Raw genomic sequence first — 14,020 nt, 5'->3', positions numbered from 1 at the left:
CATCCCCGGTGAGGGTCTGTCGGCGCGGTGGTCCACAATCGGAGGTATGACAGACCAGCGCAGCTCTGCAGCCCCCGCCCCTGCCGACGACCAGCTCGTCGGCCCGGCCGCCGTGGCCGCCATCGTCGACGAGGCGGTCGAGGTCGCCCGCCGATGGGAGCGCAACACGGCCGAGGGCGCGACCCGGTCGGAGCGCGCCACGTCCGAGCAGCTGGGGGCGCTGCTGCGCGACGACACCGGCCTGGACCTGGCGGTCACCTTCGTCGACGAGGTGGCCCGCCCCGAGGACCCGTATGTCGCCGCCAAGGTGCTGTCGTCCCTGCGCGCCGGGGACGCGGGGTCCTTCCTCGGGCCGGTCGACCGCTCGCTGCTGGGGCTGGGCGCGGCGGTGGCGCCGATCGCGCCGCCGGTCGTGGTGCCGATCGCCCGCAAGCGGCTGCGGCAGATCGTGGGCCACCTCGTGGCCGACGCGAAGGACCCGGGGCTGGCCAAGCACCTCGCCAAGGCCCGCGCCGAGGGGTTCCAGCTCAACGTCAACCTGCTGGGCGAGGCCGTCCTCGGCGAGCAGGAGGCGGCGAGCCGCACCGAGCGCACCCGCGCCATCCTGGCCCGCCCGGACGTCGACTACGTCTCGATCAAGGTGTCCTCGCTGGTCAGCCAGATCTCGACGTGGGACACCGACGGCACCGTGGAGCGGGTCGTGGAGCGCCTGCGACCGCTCTACCGCACGGCGGCGCAGAAGTCCCCCAAGGCCTTCGTCAACCTCGACATGGAGGAGTACAAGGACCTCGACCTGACCATGGCGGTCTTCGAGCGGATCCTGCGCGAGGAGGAGTTCCACGACCTCGAGGCGGGGATCGTTTTGCAGGCCTACCTCCCCGATGCGCTGCCCGCGCTGGACCGGCTGCTGGCCTTCGCCCGCGAGCGCCACGAGGCCGGCCACGCCGGCATCAAGATCCGCGTCGTCAAGGGGGCCAACCTCGCGATGGAGCGCGCCGAGGCGGAGGTGCACGGCTGGGCGCAGGCGCCCTACCCGACCAAGGAGGACGTCGACGCCAACTACCTGTCCTTCGTGGAGCGGGCGCTGCGGCCCGACGCGGCGGCGGTGATGCGCCTCGGCGTCGCGTCCCACAACCTCTTCGACACCGCCGTCGCCTACCTGCTCGCCCGGCAGCGCGGCACCCTGGACGCCCTCGACGTGGAGATGCTGCAGGGGATGGCCCCGAGCCAGGCGCGCGCGGTCAAGGCCGACGTCGGGTCGGTGCTCCTCTACACCCCCATCGTGGCCAGCGCCGACTTCGACGTGGCCGTCAGCTACCTCATCCGTCGCCTGGAGGAGAACGCCCAGCGGCAGAACTTCCTGCACGCGATGTTCTCCTCCCACGCCGAGGCGATGGCCGACCAGGAGCGCAGGTTCCGCGAGTCGGTCGCCGCGATGGCGCACACGCCGGTCGGGGCCCGGCGCTCGTCCGCGCGACCCGCGATCGGCGAGCTCTTCGACAACACCCCCGACTCCGACCCGTCGCTGCCCGCCACCCGCGAGTGGGCGCGGCAGGCCCTCGCCGCCGACCCGCACACCTGCACCTCCCCCCGGCTGGGGACCGTCGAGGAGGTCGACGAGGTGGTGGCCCGCGCGGTCGCGGCGGCCCCGCAGTGGGGCGGGCGGTCGGCATACGAGCGGGCGCAGGTGCTGCGCGAGGCGGCCCGGCAGCTCGAGTCGCGCCGGGGCGAGCTCATCACCGTGATGGCCGCCGAGGGCGGCAAGACCGTGGCCGAGGCCGACCCGGAGGTGAGCGAGGCCGTCGACTTCGCGCGCTACTACGCCGACCGGGCGCTCGAGCTGGAGCTCGACGCGAGCGCCCAGTCGGACGGCTCCCGCTTCACTCCCGACCGGGTGGTGCTGGTGACCCCGCCGTGGAACTTCCCCGTGGCCATCCCGATCGGCGGGGTGCTCGCCGCACTCGCCGCAGGGTCCGCGGTGATCATCAAGCCGGCCCACCCGACGCCCGGCTGCGTCGAGGTCGGCGTCGAGGCGCTGTGGGAGGCCGGCGTCCCCCGCGACGTGCTGCAGGTGGTCCGCACCGGCGAGCGCGAGGCGGGGCGGGCCCTGGTGTCGCACCGCGACGTCGACACCGTGGTGCTGACCGGCGCGTCGGAGACCGCCCACATGTTCTCGGGCTGGCGGGCCGAGCACGAGGCGGGACCCCGGGTCTACGGCGAGACGTCGGGCAAGAACGCCCTCGTCGTGACGCCGGCCGCCGACCTGGACCTCGCCGCCGCCGACCTGATGCGCAGCGCCTTCGGGCACGCCGGGCAGAAGTGCTCGGCCGCGTCGCTGGGGATCCTCGTGGGCTCGGTGGCGCGGTCCGAGAGGTTCCGCCGCCAGCTGGTCGACGCGGTGCGCTCGCTGCGGGTGGGCTGGCCGCACGACCTCGGCACCACGATGGGGCCGATCATCGAGGAGCCCGAGGGCAAGCTGCGGCGTGCCCTCACCACGCTGGAGCCGGGCGAGTCCTGGCTGGTCGAGCCGCAGCAGCTGGACGACACCGGGCGGCTGTGGTCCCCCGGCCTCAAGGAGGGCGTCCGGCCGGGATCCTTCTTCCACCTGACCGAGGTCTTCGGTCCGGTCCTCGGCCTGATGACGGCCGACACCCTGGAGGAGGCCGTCGCGCTGCAGAACGCCACCGCCTTCGGGCTCACCGGCGGCCTGCACAGCCTCGACCAGGACGAGATCGACTGGTGGACCGAGCACGTCGACGTGGGCAACGCCTACGTCAACCGGCACATCACCGGGGCCATCGTGCGACGCCAGAGCTTCGGCGGCTGGAAGGACTCCGTGGTCGGCCCCGGCGCCAAGGCGGGCGGCCCCAACTACGTCGCGCTGCTCGGCACCTGGTCCGAGGAGCACCCGCCGCGGCAGGGCTGCGAGCCGAGCCCCCGGGTCCGGGAGACGGCGGAGCGACTGGCGCCGCTGGTGCCCGACGCCGACCGCGAGTGGCTCGCGGCGGCGCTGCGGTCGGACGCCCAGGCGTGGCGCACCGAGCTCGGGACGGAGCGCGACGAGACCGGCCTGTCCGTGGAGACCAACGTCTTCCGCTACCGCCCCCACCCGGAGGTGCTGGTGCGGCTCGAGCCCAGGGCACGCCCCGTCGAGCTGGTCCGGCTGCTCGCCGGCGCCCGGCTGGCCGGGTCGCAGGTCACGGTCAGCGTGGACCCGGCGGCCGCCGAGCCGTTCGAGGCGCTGCGCGCCGGGGACGGGCAGGCACGGCAGGCCGCGGACGACCTGGCCGGGATGCTGCGGGTCGAGTCGCGCGCCGACCTGGTGCGCCGGCTGGCCGACCTGGGCCCGGTGCGGCTCCGGGTCGTCGGGGAGCCCCAGCCGCTGCTGCGCGAGCTCGCCCAGAGCTCGGCGACGCCGCTGGCCGGTCCCGTCCTCGCCAACGGCCGGCGCGAGCTGCTGACCTTCCTGCGGGAGCAGGCGATCAGCCGCACCCTGCACCGCTACGGCCACGTGGCGCCCGAGCTGCAGCCCTGACCGGGGCACGACAGGGGTCCTGACGGGCCGGTACGGTCGAGGAGACCGACCGGCCCGTCACCGACCGCTCTGGAGGCACCTCGTGGCCCAGCCCGCCGCCCGACCCCGCTCCTGGACCTCCCGCCTGGGCGAGGGTCTCGTCATGGCCCTGTCGTTCCTGCTCTTCCGCCTGCTGATGGGCTGGATCGGGCTCTTCCGGCCCGAGTCGTTCTGGAGCACGCTGGTCAGCGCGCTGCTCTTCGGTGCGGCGTGGGTGGGGCTCACCCTCGCCTTCGACGCCTACCGCGCTCGCCGGGCCCGCCCATGACCTCGCGCCGGGAGGCCACCGACCCCGTGACCCGGCTGCTGGCGCCCGCGGACGCGCGCGCGTCCTGGGACCTCGGGGCCGAGTCCTTCGGCTACCCGGGGCCGGTCCCCGACCCGCTGCCCGACCCGACCCGCGACGAGCAGATCGCCGTCGGCTCCTTCGTCGGTGACCGGCTCGTCGCCCGGGCCGTCGCGCTGGCCGACCGGTCCTGGTGGGGTGGCCGTGAGGTCGCGACCGCGGGGATCGCCAGCGTGGCCATCGCCCTCGAGCAGCGCGGCGAGGGCCTGCTGGCGCCGCTGCTGGCCGACCTGCTCGACCGGGCGCGCCACCGCGGCGACGCCCTGGCCACGCTCTACCCCACCGCGCAGGGCATCTACCGCTCCAGCGGCTTCGAGACCGTGACGTCCTTCGACCAGGTCGAGCTGGACACCCGCGACCTGCTGGCCGCCCGGGCCGACCGGGCCGACCGGGCCGACCGGGCCGCCCGCGGCGCGGACGCCTCGCCGGTCACGCTGCGCCGGGGCACCGGGGCCGACCACGACGCGGTCCACCGCGTCTACACCGCCTGGGCGCGGCGGCACGACGGGCCCCTCACGCGCAGCGGACCGCGCTTTCCCGCCGACGCGGAAGCCTTCCTGCAGGCGCTGGACGGGGTCCAGACCACGGTGGCGGAGCAGGACGGCGAGGTCACGGGCTACGCCCTGTGGCAGCGCGCCGACGGCTACCACCGCGGCGTGACCGCCGTCGACGACCTGCTGGCCACCACGCCCGAGGCCTACCTGTCGCTGCTCCACCACCTCGGCAGCAGCTATGCCGTCGCACCCCGCACCACGCTGTGGACCAGCGGCGACGACGTGATCCGGGTGCTGCTGCCCAGCAACGCCTGGCGCCGCGTCGACTGCCGCCCCTACAAGCTCGCGGTGCTCGACGTCCCCGCCGCCCTCGCGGCTCGGGGGTGGGCGCCGCACGTCGACGCGGAGCTGAGGTTCGCCGTCACCGGGCCCGCGCCGGTGGCCGGGTGCTACCGCCTGCGGGTCGAGGCGGGCCGCGCCACCTGCGAGCCGGACGCGAGCGGGCGGGCGGACGGCATACGGGTCATGTCGCCCCGGTCCCTGGCTCTCACGTATGCCGGGGCCCGCTCCTCCGCCTCGCAGCGGGCCGTGGGCCTGCTCGACGGCCCCACCACCAACGACGCCACCTGGGACGCCCTGACGGGGGGACGGGCGGTGCAGGTGCGCGACTACTTCTGAGCCGCGACCTGGCGCAGCACCACCTCGGCGACCTCGGCCGCGTGCTCGACGGGCAGGCCGTGCCGGGCCCCGGGCAGCACCAGCAGCTCGGCCCCGGGGATCCGCTGCGCGAGCAGCTGGCCGTTGCGCAGCGGGTTGACCAGGTCGGCGTCGCCGTGCAGCACGACCGTCGGCGCGGTGATCCGGCCCAGCGAGCCCCAGGAGTCGTGCCCGTGGGAGGCGCGGAAGTGCAGCCCGCGCTGCGCCGAGCGCGTCGTCGTCGCCTGCGCCACGGCCTCCACCACCTCGCCGTGCGCCCCGAGCCAGGAGGGGGTGTGGTTGAGCAGCGCCATCTCCACCGGGTCGCAGCGGGCGATGGCGGCGTCGACGTCGCCCGAGCGGGGCTCGCCGTGGCGCTCCCCCGGCGAGGTGCACAGCAGCGTGAGGCTGCTCACCCGGCCCGGGTGGTTGATGGCGAGCCACTGCGCGATGCGGCCACCCATCGAGTGGCCCACCACGTGCGCCCGCGGCACGCCGAGCTGCTCGAGCAGGTAGGCCGCGTCGTCGGCGAAGCTGCCCATGGTCGGCGGCTCCCGCCGGGACATGTCGTCGCTGTCACCGGTGCCGCGCTGGTCGATCGCCAGGGTCTCGACGCGACCGTCGAGCGCCGCGACGAGGCGGTCCCACAGGCGGTGGTCCTGGCTCATCCCCGGCAGCAGCAGCACCGGCGCGCCGGCACCCGTGCGCCATACGGCCAGCCGGGCGCCGTCGGCGAGGGTGACCACGTCCTTCGGCATACGATCCGCTCCTCCCCGGGCGACGGACGACCGGCACGGTCGTCCCGGCCAACCTAGCGCCCGGTGACCAGCGTGGTCGGCGCCGCCGTGGGGTCGGTGCGCACCGTGACCCGCCCGGAGTCCATCTGCCAGACGAGCTCGTGCGGTGCCTGGGTGCCCCGCAGGGTCACGCCCTCGGTGGCCCAGCCGACGATCTCGCCCCGCCACTCCGCGGGCACGATGTAGGACGCGCGCGTGCCTAGCTCGCCCACGCGGTAGGCCTCGAGCCGCTCGCCGCCGTCGTCGTGGATCGCCACGACCACGAAGCGGCCGTTGGGGCTGGTCGCAAAGCTGCGGGCCGACCCGTTGCCGGCCGACGCGAGCACGATCGCGGACCCGTCGCTCGCCACGCTGAGCAGCCGCGCCTGGTTGGGCGGGGCGGAGTCGGTCGTGGAGTCGTGGGACCCCACGAGCGCCAGGTAGCGGTCCCCGGCCCGGGTGCCCGCGATCTTGACGCTGGCGCCGGTCGGGAACGCCACCGCGCCGAAGGGCGTGTCGAAGGTCGACCCCGGCGCCGCGGTCCCGGCCGTCGACGGGCTCGGGAGGTCCGTCGGCGTGGCGGAGGGCGAGGCGCTGCCGGTGTCCGTGGCCGTGGGGCTCGCGGGCGGCTGCGACCGCTGCGGCGACCGCTCGGTGGTGGTCGTCGGGCGCGGGGCCCGGGTGGTGCGGGAGGGGTCCGGGGACGGCGTCGTGGTCGTCGGCGCCGGCTGCAGAACCGTCCGGCTGACGGTGGGCCCGGCGGGCTGCGGCTGCTGCGGCTCGGCGCCCAGCCGCGGCACGATGACGGCCGCCGCGACCACCGAGGCGAGCCCGGCGGCCACGCCCGACGCGACCGTCACCCGGCGGCGCCGCTGCACGACCCGCCCGCGCTCCATGACCCACTCGCCGAGGTCCGGGGAGGGGTGCACGTCACCGGCGTGACCGTCCAGCGAGCGCCGGATCAGCCGCCCGATCTCGTCGTCATGCAACGTCCCGCCCCCTCTCCAGCTGCGGCTGCGCCGGCATCGCCTTGCGCAGGTTGGCCAGCCCGCGGGAGATCTGGCTCTTGACCGTGCCCGCCGAGCAACCCATGACGGCCGCGATCTCCGCCTCCGGCAGGTCCTCGTAGAAGCGCAGCACCAGCGCCGTCCGCTGCCGGGCGCCCAGCGTGTGCAGCAATGTCCACATCCCGTCACGTTCGTCGATGTCGTGCCGGTCCTCGTAGGGCCGGTCCGGTGTCGTCTCGGTCGTCAGCTCCCGGCGGCCGACCTTGCGCCACATCGAGATGTTGGTCCGCGTCAGGGCCGTGCGCGTGTAGGCGTCGACCGAGCCGCGGTCCGCGATCTTGTGCCACGACAGGTAGACCTTCACCAGCGTGTTCTGCAGCAGGTCCTCCGCCGAGGCGTGGTCACCGGTCAGCAGGTAGGCATATCGCAGCAAGGCTCCGGAGCGCGCCGCCACGAAGGCCGTGAACTCCTCGTCCCGCTCATCCATGCAGGTCCTTCCTCCCCCGAGGCACTGACACCCCCAGGACGCGGGCGCCGTCCCCCAAGGTTGCACGCCCCGCCGGGTTTGGCCAGCGCGAGGGCCGGGAGGCACCTTTGGTCACGATCTGCGCACCGTTCGGCTCATCCGGTGGCTCGGGCTGCGCGGTATGTCGCAGGTCACCGTTACTCTCCCGGCATGAGCACTGCCGCCACCCCGCCTGCCGGCGACCCCGCCGCCGAGCAGCCTGGAGCATCCCGCGCCGAGCAGCCTGGCACGTCCCGCGCCGAGCAGCCTGGCACGTCCCGCGCCGGGCACCCCGGCTTCTCCTCGGACGAGCGTCGACCGCTCGTCGTCATGGAGGGGGTCAACAAGCACTTCGGTCCGCTGCACGTCCTGCAGGACATCGACCTGACCGTCCACGAGGGCGAGGTCGTCGTCCTCATCGGGCCCTCCGGGTCGGGCAAGTCGACCCTGTGCCGCACCATCAACCGCCTCGAGACCATCGAGTCCGGCACCATCACCATCGACGGGCGACCGCTGCCCGAGGAGGGCAAGGCCCTCGCCCAGCTGCGCTCGGACGTCGGCATGGTCTTCCAGTCGTTCAACCTCTTCGCCCACAAGACGATCCTCGACAACGTCACGCTGGGCCCGACCAAGGTGCGCGGCGTCGGCAAGAAGGACGCCGAGGCACGCGCCCGCCAGCTCCTCGAGCGGGTCGGGGTCGCCCACCAGGCCGAGAAGTACCCCGCCCAGCTGTCCGGCGGCCAGCAGCAGCGCGTGGCCATCGCCCGGTCGCTGGCGATGGAGCCCAAGGTCATGCTCTTCGACGAGCCCACCTCCGCGCTCGACCCGGAGATGATCAACGAGGTGCTCGACGTCATGACCGGGCTCGCCCGCTCCGGCATGACGATGATCGTGGTCACCCACGAGATGGGCTTCGCCCGCAAGGCCGCCGACCGCGTGGTCTTCATGGCCGACGGCCAGATCGTGGAGCAGGCCACCCCCGAGCAGTTCTTCACCAACCCCCAGTCCGATCGCGCCAAGGACTTCCTCGGCAAGATCCTCACCCACTGAGCCACCTGGCTCAGCCCACAACCCGAGGAGACATCATGACGATCCGTCGCACCCTCACCGCCGGCGCCGCCGTGGCGCTCGCGGCCTCCCTCGCCGCCTGCGGCAGCTCCAACGACAGCGGCTCCGGCTCCTCCGGGGGCTCCGGCGGCGGCTCCGGCGACAGCATCAAGGTCGGCATCAAGTTCGACCAGCCGGGCATGGGCCTCAAGGAGGGCTCGTCCTACTCCGGCTTCGACGTGGACCTCGCCACCTTCATCGCCAAGGAGATGGGCAAGAAGCCCGACTTCGTCGAGGCGGTCTCGGCCCAGCGCGAGAAGATGCTGCAGGCCGGCCAGGTCAGCTACATCGTCGGCACCTACTCGATCACCGACAAGCGCAAGCAGTCGGTCGACTTCGCCGGCCCCTACTTCATCGCCGGCCAGGACCTGCTGGTCCGCAGCGAGGACTCCTCGATCACCGGCCCCGACGCCCTCTCGGGCAAGAGGCTCTGCTCCGTCAAGGGCTCCACCTCGGCGACCAAGATCAAGAGCAAGTACCCCCAGGTCCAGCTGCAGGAGTACGACACCTACTCCAAGTGCGTCGAGGCGCTGTCCTCCGGCTCGGTCGACGCGCTGACCACGGACAACACGATCCTCGCGGGCTACGCCGCCCAGTCGCAGTACAAGGGCAAGCTCAAGGTCGTCGGCCAGCCGTTCTCGGAGGAGAACTACGGCGTCGGCGTCAAGAAGGGCGACTCCGAGACCTGCAAGAAGGTCACCGAGGCGATCAACAAGTGGATCTCGTCCGGCGAGTGGCAGAAGTCCATCGACAAGAACCTCGGCCCGGCCGGCTTCAAGGTCGACACGACCAAGAACCCCCCGAAGCCCGCAGCCTGCGCCTGACCACGGTGACCAGGCCGTATGCCGGGGCGCCCCGGCATACGGCCTGATCCGCCCCCGCGGTGCCCAAGCCCCCCACCGTCCCCCCACTGCCCAAGGAGTGCGGATGCAAGAGCTCTTCAGCGAGTTCGACATCCTCGGCGCGTTCTGGATGACCATCAAGCTGACGGTCCTGTCCGGCATCGGCGCGCTCGTCATCGGGACGATCCTCGCGATCTTCCGCCTGTCGCCCGTCCCGATGCTGCGGTTGCTCGGCGCGCTCTACGTCAACGTCGTGCGCAACACCCCGCTGACGCTCATCGCGGTCTTCTGCAGCCTCGGGCTCGTCGCGCAGCTCGGCTTCCACCTGGCCGACACCCGGTCCGCGACCTTCATCAAGGACAACAACTTCCGCATCGGCGTCATGGCCCTGTCGGTCTACACCGCGGCCTTCGTCTGCGAGGCGCTGCGCTCCGGCGTCAACACCGTCCCGGTGGGTCAGGCCGAGGCCGCCCGCTCGCTCGGGCTCGGCTTCCGCCAGACGTTGTCGCAGGTGGTGCTGCCGCAGGCCTTCCGCGCCGCGCTCGTGCCGCTCGGCAACACCCTCATCGCGCTGACCAAGAACACCACCGTCCTGTCGGTGATCGGGGTCGCGGAGATCTCCTACCTGCAGGCGCAGGTCATCGAGGACCGCCCCGACGCGATGTACACCTTCTTCGCCATCGTCGCGCTCGGCTTCGTGATCCTCACGCTGCCGACCGGCCTGGCCTTCACCCGCGCCGCGGACCGCCTGGCGGTGAAGCGATGAGCTCCGACGCCTCCGTCCTCTTCGACGCCCCCGGCCCCCGGGCCCGGCGCAACCAGCGCATCGTCGCGGCCCTGCTGCTGCTGGCGGCCATCGGCCTCGGCGTGTGGGTGCTCATGCAGTTCGCCGCCAAGGGGCAGCTGACCGCGGCCAAGTGGCGCCCGCTGCTGTGGACCGACGTGTGGTCCAACTACCTGCTCCCCGGCGTGCTCGGCACGCTGCAGGCCGCGGCGCTCGCGATCCTCGCGGCCGGCGTGATCGGGCTGCTGCTCGGCATCGGCCGGCTCTCCCCCGTCGCCCCGGTGCGCTGGCTGTGCTCCGTGGTCGTCGAGGTCTTCCGGGCCGTGCCGGTGCTGGTCATGATGCTGTTCTCGTTCAACCTCTACCTGGCGCAGGGGTGGTTCCTCGGGCACGAGCCGCTGGCGGGCGTCGTCACCGGGCTGATGCTCTACAACGGCGCGGTCATCGCCGAGCTGGTCCGCTCCGGCGTCAACAACCTGCCCCGCGGGCAGGCCGAGGCGGGCCTGTCGATCGGGCTGACCCCCGGGCAGACGCTGGGCTCCATCCAGCTGCCGCAGGCGCTCACCGCGATGCTGCCGTCGCTGGTCTCCCAGCTGGTCGTGGTGCTCAAGGACACCGCGCTGGGCTACGTCATCCTCTACGGCGAGCTGCTGCGCAAGGCCGACCAGATCGGGTCCGCCTTCGGCAACGTGCTGCCCGCCATCATCTTCGTGGCGGTCCTCTACATCGCCATGAACTTCGCGCTCACGTCGCTCGCCCACACCATCGAGCGGCGGCTGCGCCGTCGCGGTCACACGGCCGGGCTGGCGCCCGCGCCGACCACCGACGAGCTGGCCACGCCCACGGCCGGGGCGGCGCCGACCCCCTGACCCTCAGTGCCCCCTCAGTGCCCCTCGACACCCGAGCCCGGTTCCGGCAGCAGCGCCGGCGCCGGGCTCGGGTGCTCCAGCGGCACGATGCACCACGGCAGCAGGTGCTGCACGATCGGCCCGATGCCGACGGCATACAGCACGGTCCCGAGGCCCACGCCGCCGCCGAGCAGCCAGCCGACCGCGAGGACGGTGACCTCCAGCGAGGTCCGCACGAGCCGCAGCGACAGCCCGGTGCGGTACGCGATGCCGGTCATCAGCCCGTCCCTCGGGCCGGGCCCCAGCTGCGCCCCGATGTACAACGCCCCGGCGAGGCCGTTGAGCGCGATCCCGGCCACGAGCAGGACCGCGCGCACCCACAGCGAGGACGGCGCGTGGAGCCAGCCGAGCGTCCAGTCCGTGGCGACGCCGATCCAGACCGCGTTGGCGACGGTGCCGAGGCCGGGCCACTGCCGCAGCGGGATCCACGCCAGCAGCACGGCCACCCCCACGACGATGACGGTGACGCCGATCGACATCGGCAGGTGCAGGGCCACCCCGACGTGGAAGACGTCCCACGGGTCGAGGCCGAGGGCGGCGCGGATGATCATGCTCATCGAGACGCCGTAGAGCGTGAGCCCCACCATCAGCTGCGTGATCCGTCGTGGCAGGCGGCCGGCGCGCAGCTGCTGCACCGGGGTCATCGGCTGGAGGTGGCGGGGCGGGGGCGTCATACGACCATCATCACCCACAACTGGACTGGTCTGACATAGCCACTTGAACCATAGTGGCCCGTATGACGCCCCGCCGCCTCTCCCCCCACCGCCTGGCGCAACTGCTCGGGCCGGCCGGTCGCGGCGTCCCGGCCTACCGTTGGCTCGCGGACGGGATCCGGCTGCTCGTCGCCGACGGTCGGGTGCTGCCGGACACCACGTTGCCGAGCGAGCGCGCGCTCACCGCCCAGTTGGGGGTGAGCCGCACCACCGTGGCCCGGGCCTACGCCGACCTGGTGGAGCGGGGCTACGCGGAGGCGCGGCAGGGCTCGGGCACCCGGACCCGCCTACCCGGCCCACCTGCCCCGGCCGGGGAGGAGCCGTTCGGGCCGGTGGGGAGGGTGCTGGGCGCCGACCACCCGCCCGGGGTGGCCGACCTCACGGCCACCGTCCCGCCGGCGGCGCCTGGGCTCGTGGCGGCGTTCGAGCGAGCCTCGGCGCAGCTCCCGCGCTACCTGGCCGGCAGCGGCTACCACCCGGCGGGGCTGCCCGAGCTGCGCGAGGCGCTGGCCGAGCGCTACGAGTCCCGGGGCGTCCCGACCCGCCCCGACCAGATCATCGTCACCAGCGGCGCGCTCGCCGGGGTGGCGGCGGTCCTGCGGGCCCTGGCCGCCCCGGGGGACCGGGTGGTGGTGGAGTCGCCGACCTACCCCAACTCCATCGCCGCGCTGCACCGGCAGGGGGCCCGGCCGGTCGCCGTCCCGATGGCCGAGGACGGCTTCGACGTCGAGGGGATCGTGGCGGCCGCGGCCGCGGGGGCGCGGGCCACCCTGCTCATCCCCGACTTCCACAACCCGACGGGCCACCTGCTCGGCGACGACGGGCGGGCCGCGCTGACCCGCGGCCACGCGCGCGCCGGCGTCCCGCTGCTGGTCGACGAGACGTTGCAGGACATGGCCCTGGACGCCCCGCGGCTCCCCCTCCCCACGGCCGCTCACGGGCCGACGATCACCGTCGGGTCCTGCAGCAAGTCGCACTGGGGTGGGCTGCGGCTCGGGTGGGTCAGGGCCGACGGGCGGCTGCCGGCGGCGATCCAGCAGGCCCGGCTCTCCCTCGACCTCGGCGCTCCCGTCCTCGAGCAGCTGGCCCTGGCCGACCTGCTGCGCCACCCCCGCCCCGACTCCGAGCGGCGCGCCGCCCTGGTCCGCCGCCGCGACCACCTGCACGCCCTGGTCACCGCGGCCCTGCCCGGGTGGGAGACGCAGGTGCCCCGCGGCGGGCTCAGCCTCTGGTGGCGGCTGCCCCGACCACGGTCGTCGGCGCTGGTCGCGGCCGCCGCCAGGCGCGGGGTGCGGCTGGCGTCGGGGCCGGCGTTCAGCCCCGACGGGACGGGGCTCGAGGGCTACCTGCGGACGCCGTTCACGCAGCCCGAGGAGACGCTCGGGCGCGCAGCAGCCGTCATCGCCGACGCGTGGGCCGAGGTCGGCTAGAGCGGGAGCACCTCGAGCTCGTACCTCAGGGTGTGCCGGTCCCCCGGGGCCAGGGTGATCTCGTCGGCCATGACGTTGCCGCCCTCGACGCAGAGCATCCCGGTCCACTCGTCGTCGCCGAGGTCGGACATCTGGGCCGCCTTGTCGGCCCACGGGTTCCACACGATGGTGCTGGCGGAGCCGGTCTTGGCGACCCGCAGCCGACGCCCGAGCACCGGGTCGACCACCGTCACCGCGCACGCCGAGCGGTAGACCCGGTCGGTCTCCCGGGTCAGCCGCAGCGGCCCCTCCTGACGGTGGGTGCGCCCCTGGTCGGTCTTGTCGACATAGCTCGCCCGGTCCAGCCCCTCGACGGTGACCTGGCGGACGTCGCCGACGGTGAGGTAGGCGTGCAGCGCCTCCTCGTAGGTGAGCTCGTCGGCCCCCGTGTTGGCCACCGTGAGGCTGAGCGTGAGGCGCTCGCCCGCCTCGACGACGTAGGTCGCCTCCAGGTCCGCGACCCCGAGCTCCGCCCCCGTGACGGCGTAGGTCACCGTGCCCGGCCCCTCCTCCACCAGCCGCCACGGCGTGATCCGCGCCGGGCCGTGCGAGGGCTTGCGGTCACCCGACCGCCCCGGCCCGAACCACGGCAGGCAGATCGGCACGCCGCCCCGGATCGCGACGCCCTCCTCGAGCAGCGTGTGCTCGCTGCACCACAGGACGGGTCCGGCCCCGTCCGGCGTCCACGCCACGAGGTGGGCACCCTGGTCGTAGACCGAGGCGGTGGCCGCGGTCCCGGTGATCTGGCGGGGCGGGGGCAGCGTCGTCATACCCAGACCGTATGCCGCGCCGCTGCGCG

The 14,020-nt window shown here is 73.9% G+C and carries 13 protein-coding genes; 8 read left to right on the top strand and 5 right to left on the bottom strand.

The window, feature by feature from the left end; all coding sequences use genetic code 11:
* Window positions 1-46: 46 nt before the first annotated feature.
* The 3 genes from ADJ73_RS06625 (at window position 47) to ADJ73_RS06615 (ending at window position 5,092) form a co-directional block, all read left to right on the top strand.
* Complete coding sequence (locus ADJ73_RS06625; protein WP_050347615.1) at window positions 47-3,535, top strand: proline dehydrogenase family protein; 3,489 nt, start codon at window positions 47-49, stop codon at window positions 3,533-3,535.
* An 82-nt stretch (window positions 3,536-3,617) separates the two neighbouring features.
* Window positions 3,618-3,842, top strand: coding sequence for a hypothetical protein (locus ADJ73_RS06620; RefSeq protein WP_050347614.1), 225 nt, complete (start codon window positions 3,618-3,620; stop codon window positions 3,840-3,842).
* Complete coding sequence (locus tag ADJ73_RS06615) at window positions 3,839-5,092, top strand: GNAT family N-acetyltransferase (protein ID WP_050347613.1); 1,254 nt, start codon at window positions 3,839-3,841, stop codon at window positions 5,090-5,092. Before ADJ73_RS06620 ends, ADJ73_RS06615 begins: the two co-directional genes overlap by 4 nt.
* On the opposite strand, the gene ADJ73_RS06610 is transcribed toward ADJ73_RS06615, so the two are convergent.
* The 3 genes from ADJ73_RS06610 to ADJ73_RS06600 are packed head-to-tail and all read right to left on the bottom strand — an operon-like array spanning window position 5,083 to window position 7,380.
* Window positions 5,083-5,868, bottom strand: coding sequence for an alpha/beta fold hydrolase (locus ADJ73_RS06610; protein WP_050347612.1), 786 nt, complete (start codon window positions 5,866-5,868; stop codon window positions 5,083-5,085). The genes ADJ73_RS06615 and ADJ73_RS06610 overlap by 10 nt on opposite strands.
* A 53-nt stretch (window positions 5,869-5,921) precedes the next feature.
* Window positions 5,922-6,875, bottom strand: a complete 954-nt coding sequence (locus tag ADJ73_RS06605) for a hypothetical protein (RefSeq protein WP_050347611.1) — start codon at window positions 6,873-6,875, stop codon at window positions 5,922-5,924.
* Window positions 6,868-7,380: a SigE family RNA polymerase sigma factor gene (locus tag ADJ73_RS06600; protein WP_050347610.1), complete on the bottom strand. Its 513-nt coding sequence runs from the start codon at window positions 7,378-7,380 to the stop codon at window positions 6,868-6,870. The genes ADJ73_RS06605 and ADJ73_RS06600 overlap by 8 nt, the downstream gene beginning before the upstream one ends.
* 348 nt (window positions 7,381-7,728) lie before the next feature.
* Here ADJ73_RS06600 and ADJ73_RS06595 point away from each other — a divergent pair, with 348 nt between their 5' ends.
* The 4 genes from ADJ73_RS06595 to ADJ73_RS06580 all read left to right on the top strand — a co-directional run bounded on the left by ADJ73_RS06595 (window position 7,729) and on the right by ADJ73_RS06580 (window position 11,000).
* On the top strand, window positions 7,729-8,448 hold the full coding sequence (locus tag ADJ73_RS06595) for an amino acid ABC transporter ATP-binding protein (RefSeq protein ID WP_050349288.1): 720 nt from the start codon (window positions 7,729-7,731) through the stop codon (window positions 8,446-8,448).
* 35 nt (window positions 8,449-8,483) lie between these two features.
* Complete coding sequence (locus tag ADJ73_RS06590; protein ID WP_050347609.1) at window positions 8,484-9,329, top strand: glutamate ABC transporter substrate-binding protein; 846 nt, start codon at window positions 8,484-8,486, stop codon at window positions 9,327-9,329.
* Between the two features lie 103 nt (window positions 9,330-9,432).
* Window positions 9,433-10,113 (top strand): amino acid ABC transporter permease, encoded by a 681-nt coding sequence (locus tag ADJ73_RS06585; RefSeq protein WP_050347608.1) that lies wholly within the window; start codon window positions 9,433-9,435, stop codon window positions 10,111-10,113.
* Window positions 10,110-11,000, top strand: a complete 891-nt coding sequence (locus ADJ73_RS06580; RefSeq protein WP_082176789.1) for an amino acid ABC transporter permease — start codon at window positions 10,110-10,112, stop codon at window positions 10,998-11,000. Before ADJ73_RS06585 ends, ADJ73_RS06580 begins: the two co-directional genes overlap by 4 nt.
* Before the next feature lie 14 nt (window positions 11,001-11,014).
* Here ADJ73_RS06580 and yczE read toward each other — a convergent pair whose 3' ends face one another.
* Window positions 11,015-11,713 carry a membrane protein YczE gene (yczE, locus tag ADJ73_RS06575; RefSeq protein WP_050349287.1) on the bottom strand — a complete coding sequence of 233 codons (699 nt, stop codon included), beginning with the start codon at window positions 11,711-11,713 and terminating at the stop codon, window positions 11,015-11,017.
* A gap of 62 nt (window positions 11,714-11,775) precedes the next feature.
* On the opposite strand from yczE, the gene yczR reads away from it, so the two are divergent.
* A complete protein-coding gene (gene yczR, locus ADJ73_RS06570) occupies window positions 11,776-13,182 on the top strand; it encodes a MocR-like transcription factor YczR (protein ID WP_050347607.1) in 1,407 nt (468 codons plus the stop codon).
* Here the strand turns inward: yczR and ADJ73_RS06565 are convergent.
* On the bottom strand, window positions 13,179-13,991 hold the full coding sequence (locus ADJ73_RS06565; protein WP_050347606.1) for a D-hexose-6-phosphate mutarotase: 813 nt from the start codon (window positions 13,989-13,991) through the stop codon (window positions 13,179-13,181). The two genes, yczR and ADJ73_RS06565, sit on opposite strands and share 4 nt — an antisense overlap.
* Window positions 13,992-14,020: the final 29 nt, after the last annotated feature.

Source organism: Arsenicicoccus sp. oral taxon 190, from assembly GCF_001189535.1.
In the GTDB taxonomy this organism is placed as follows: Bacteria; Actinomycetota; Actinomycetes; order Actinomycetales; family Dermatophilaceae; genus Arsenicicoccus.
The sequence above is the reverse complement of the archived record's forward strand: the minus strand, read 5'-3'. Positions and strand labels throughout refer to the sequence as shown.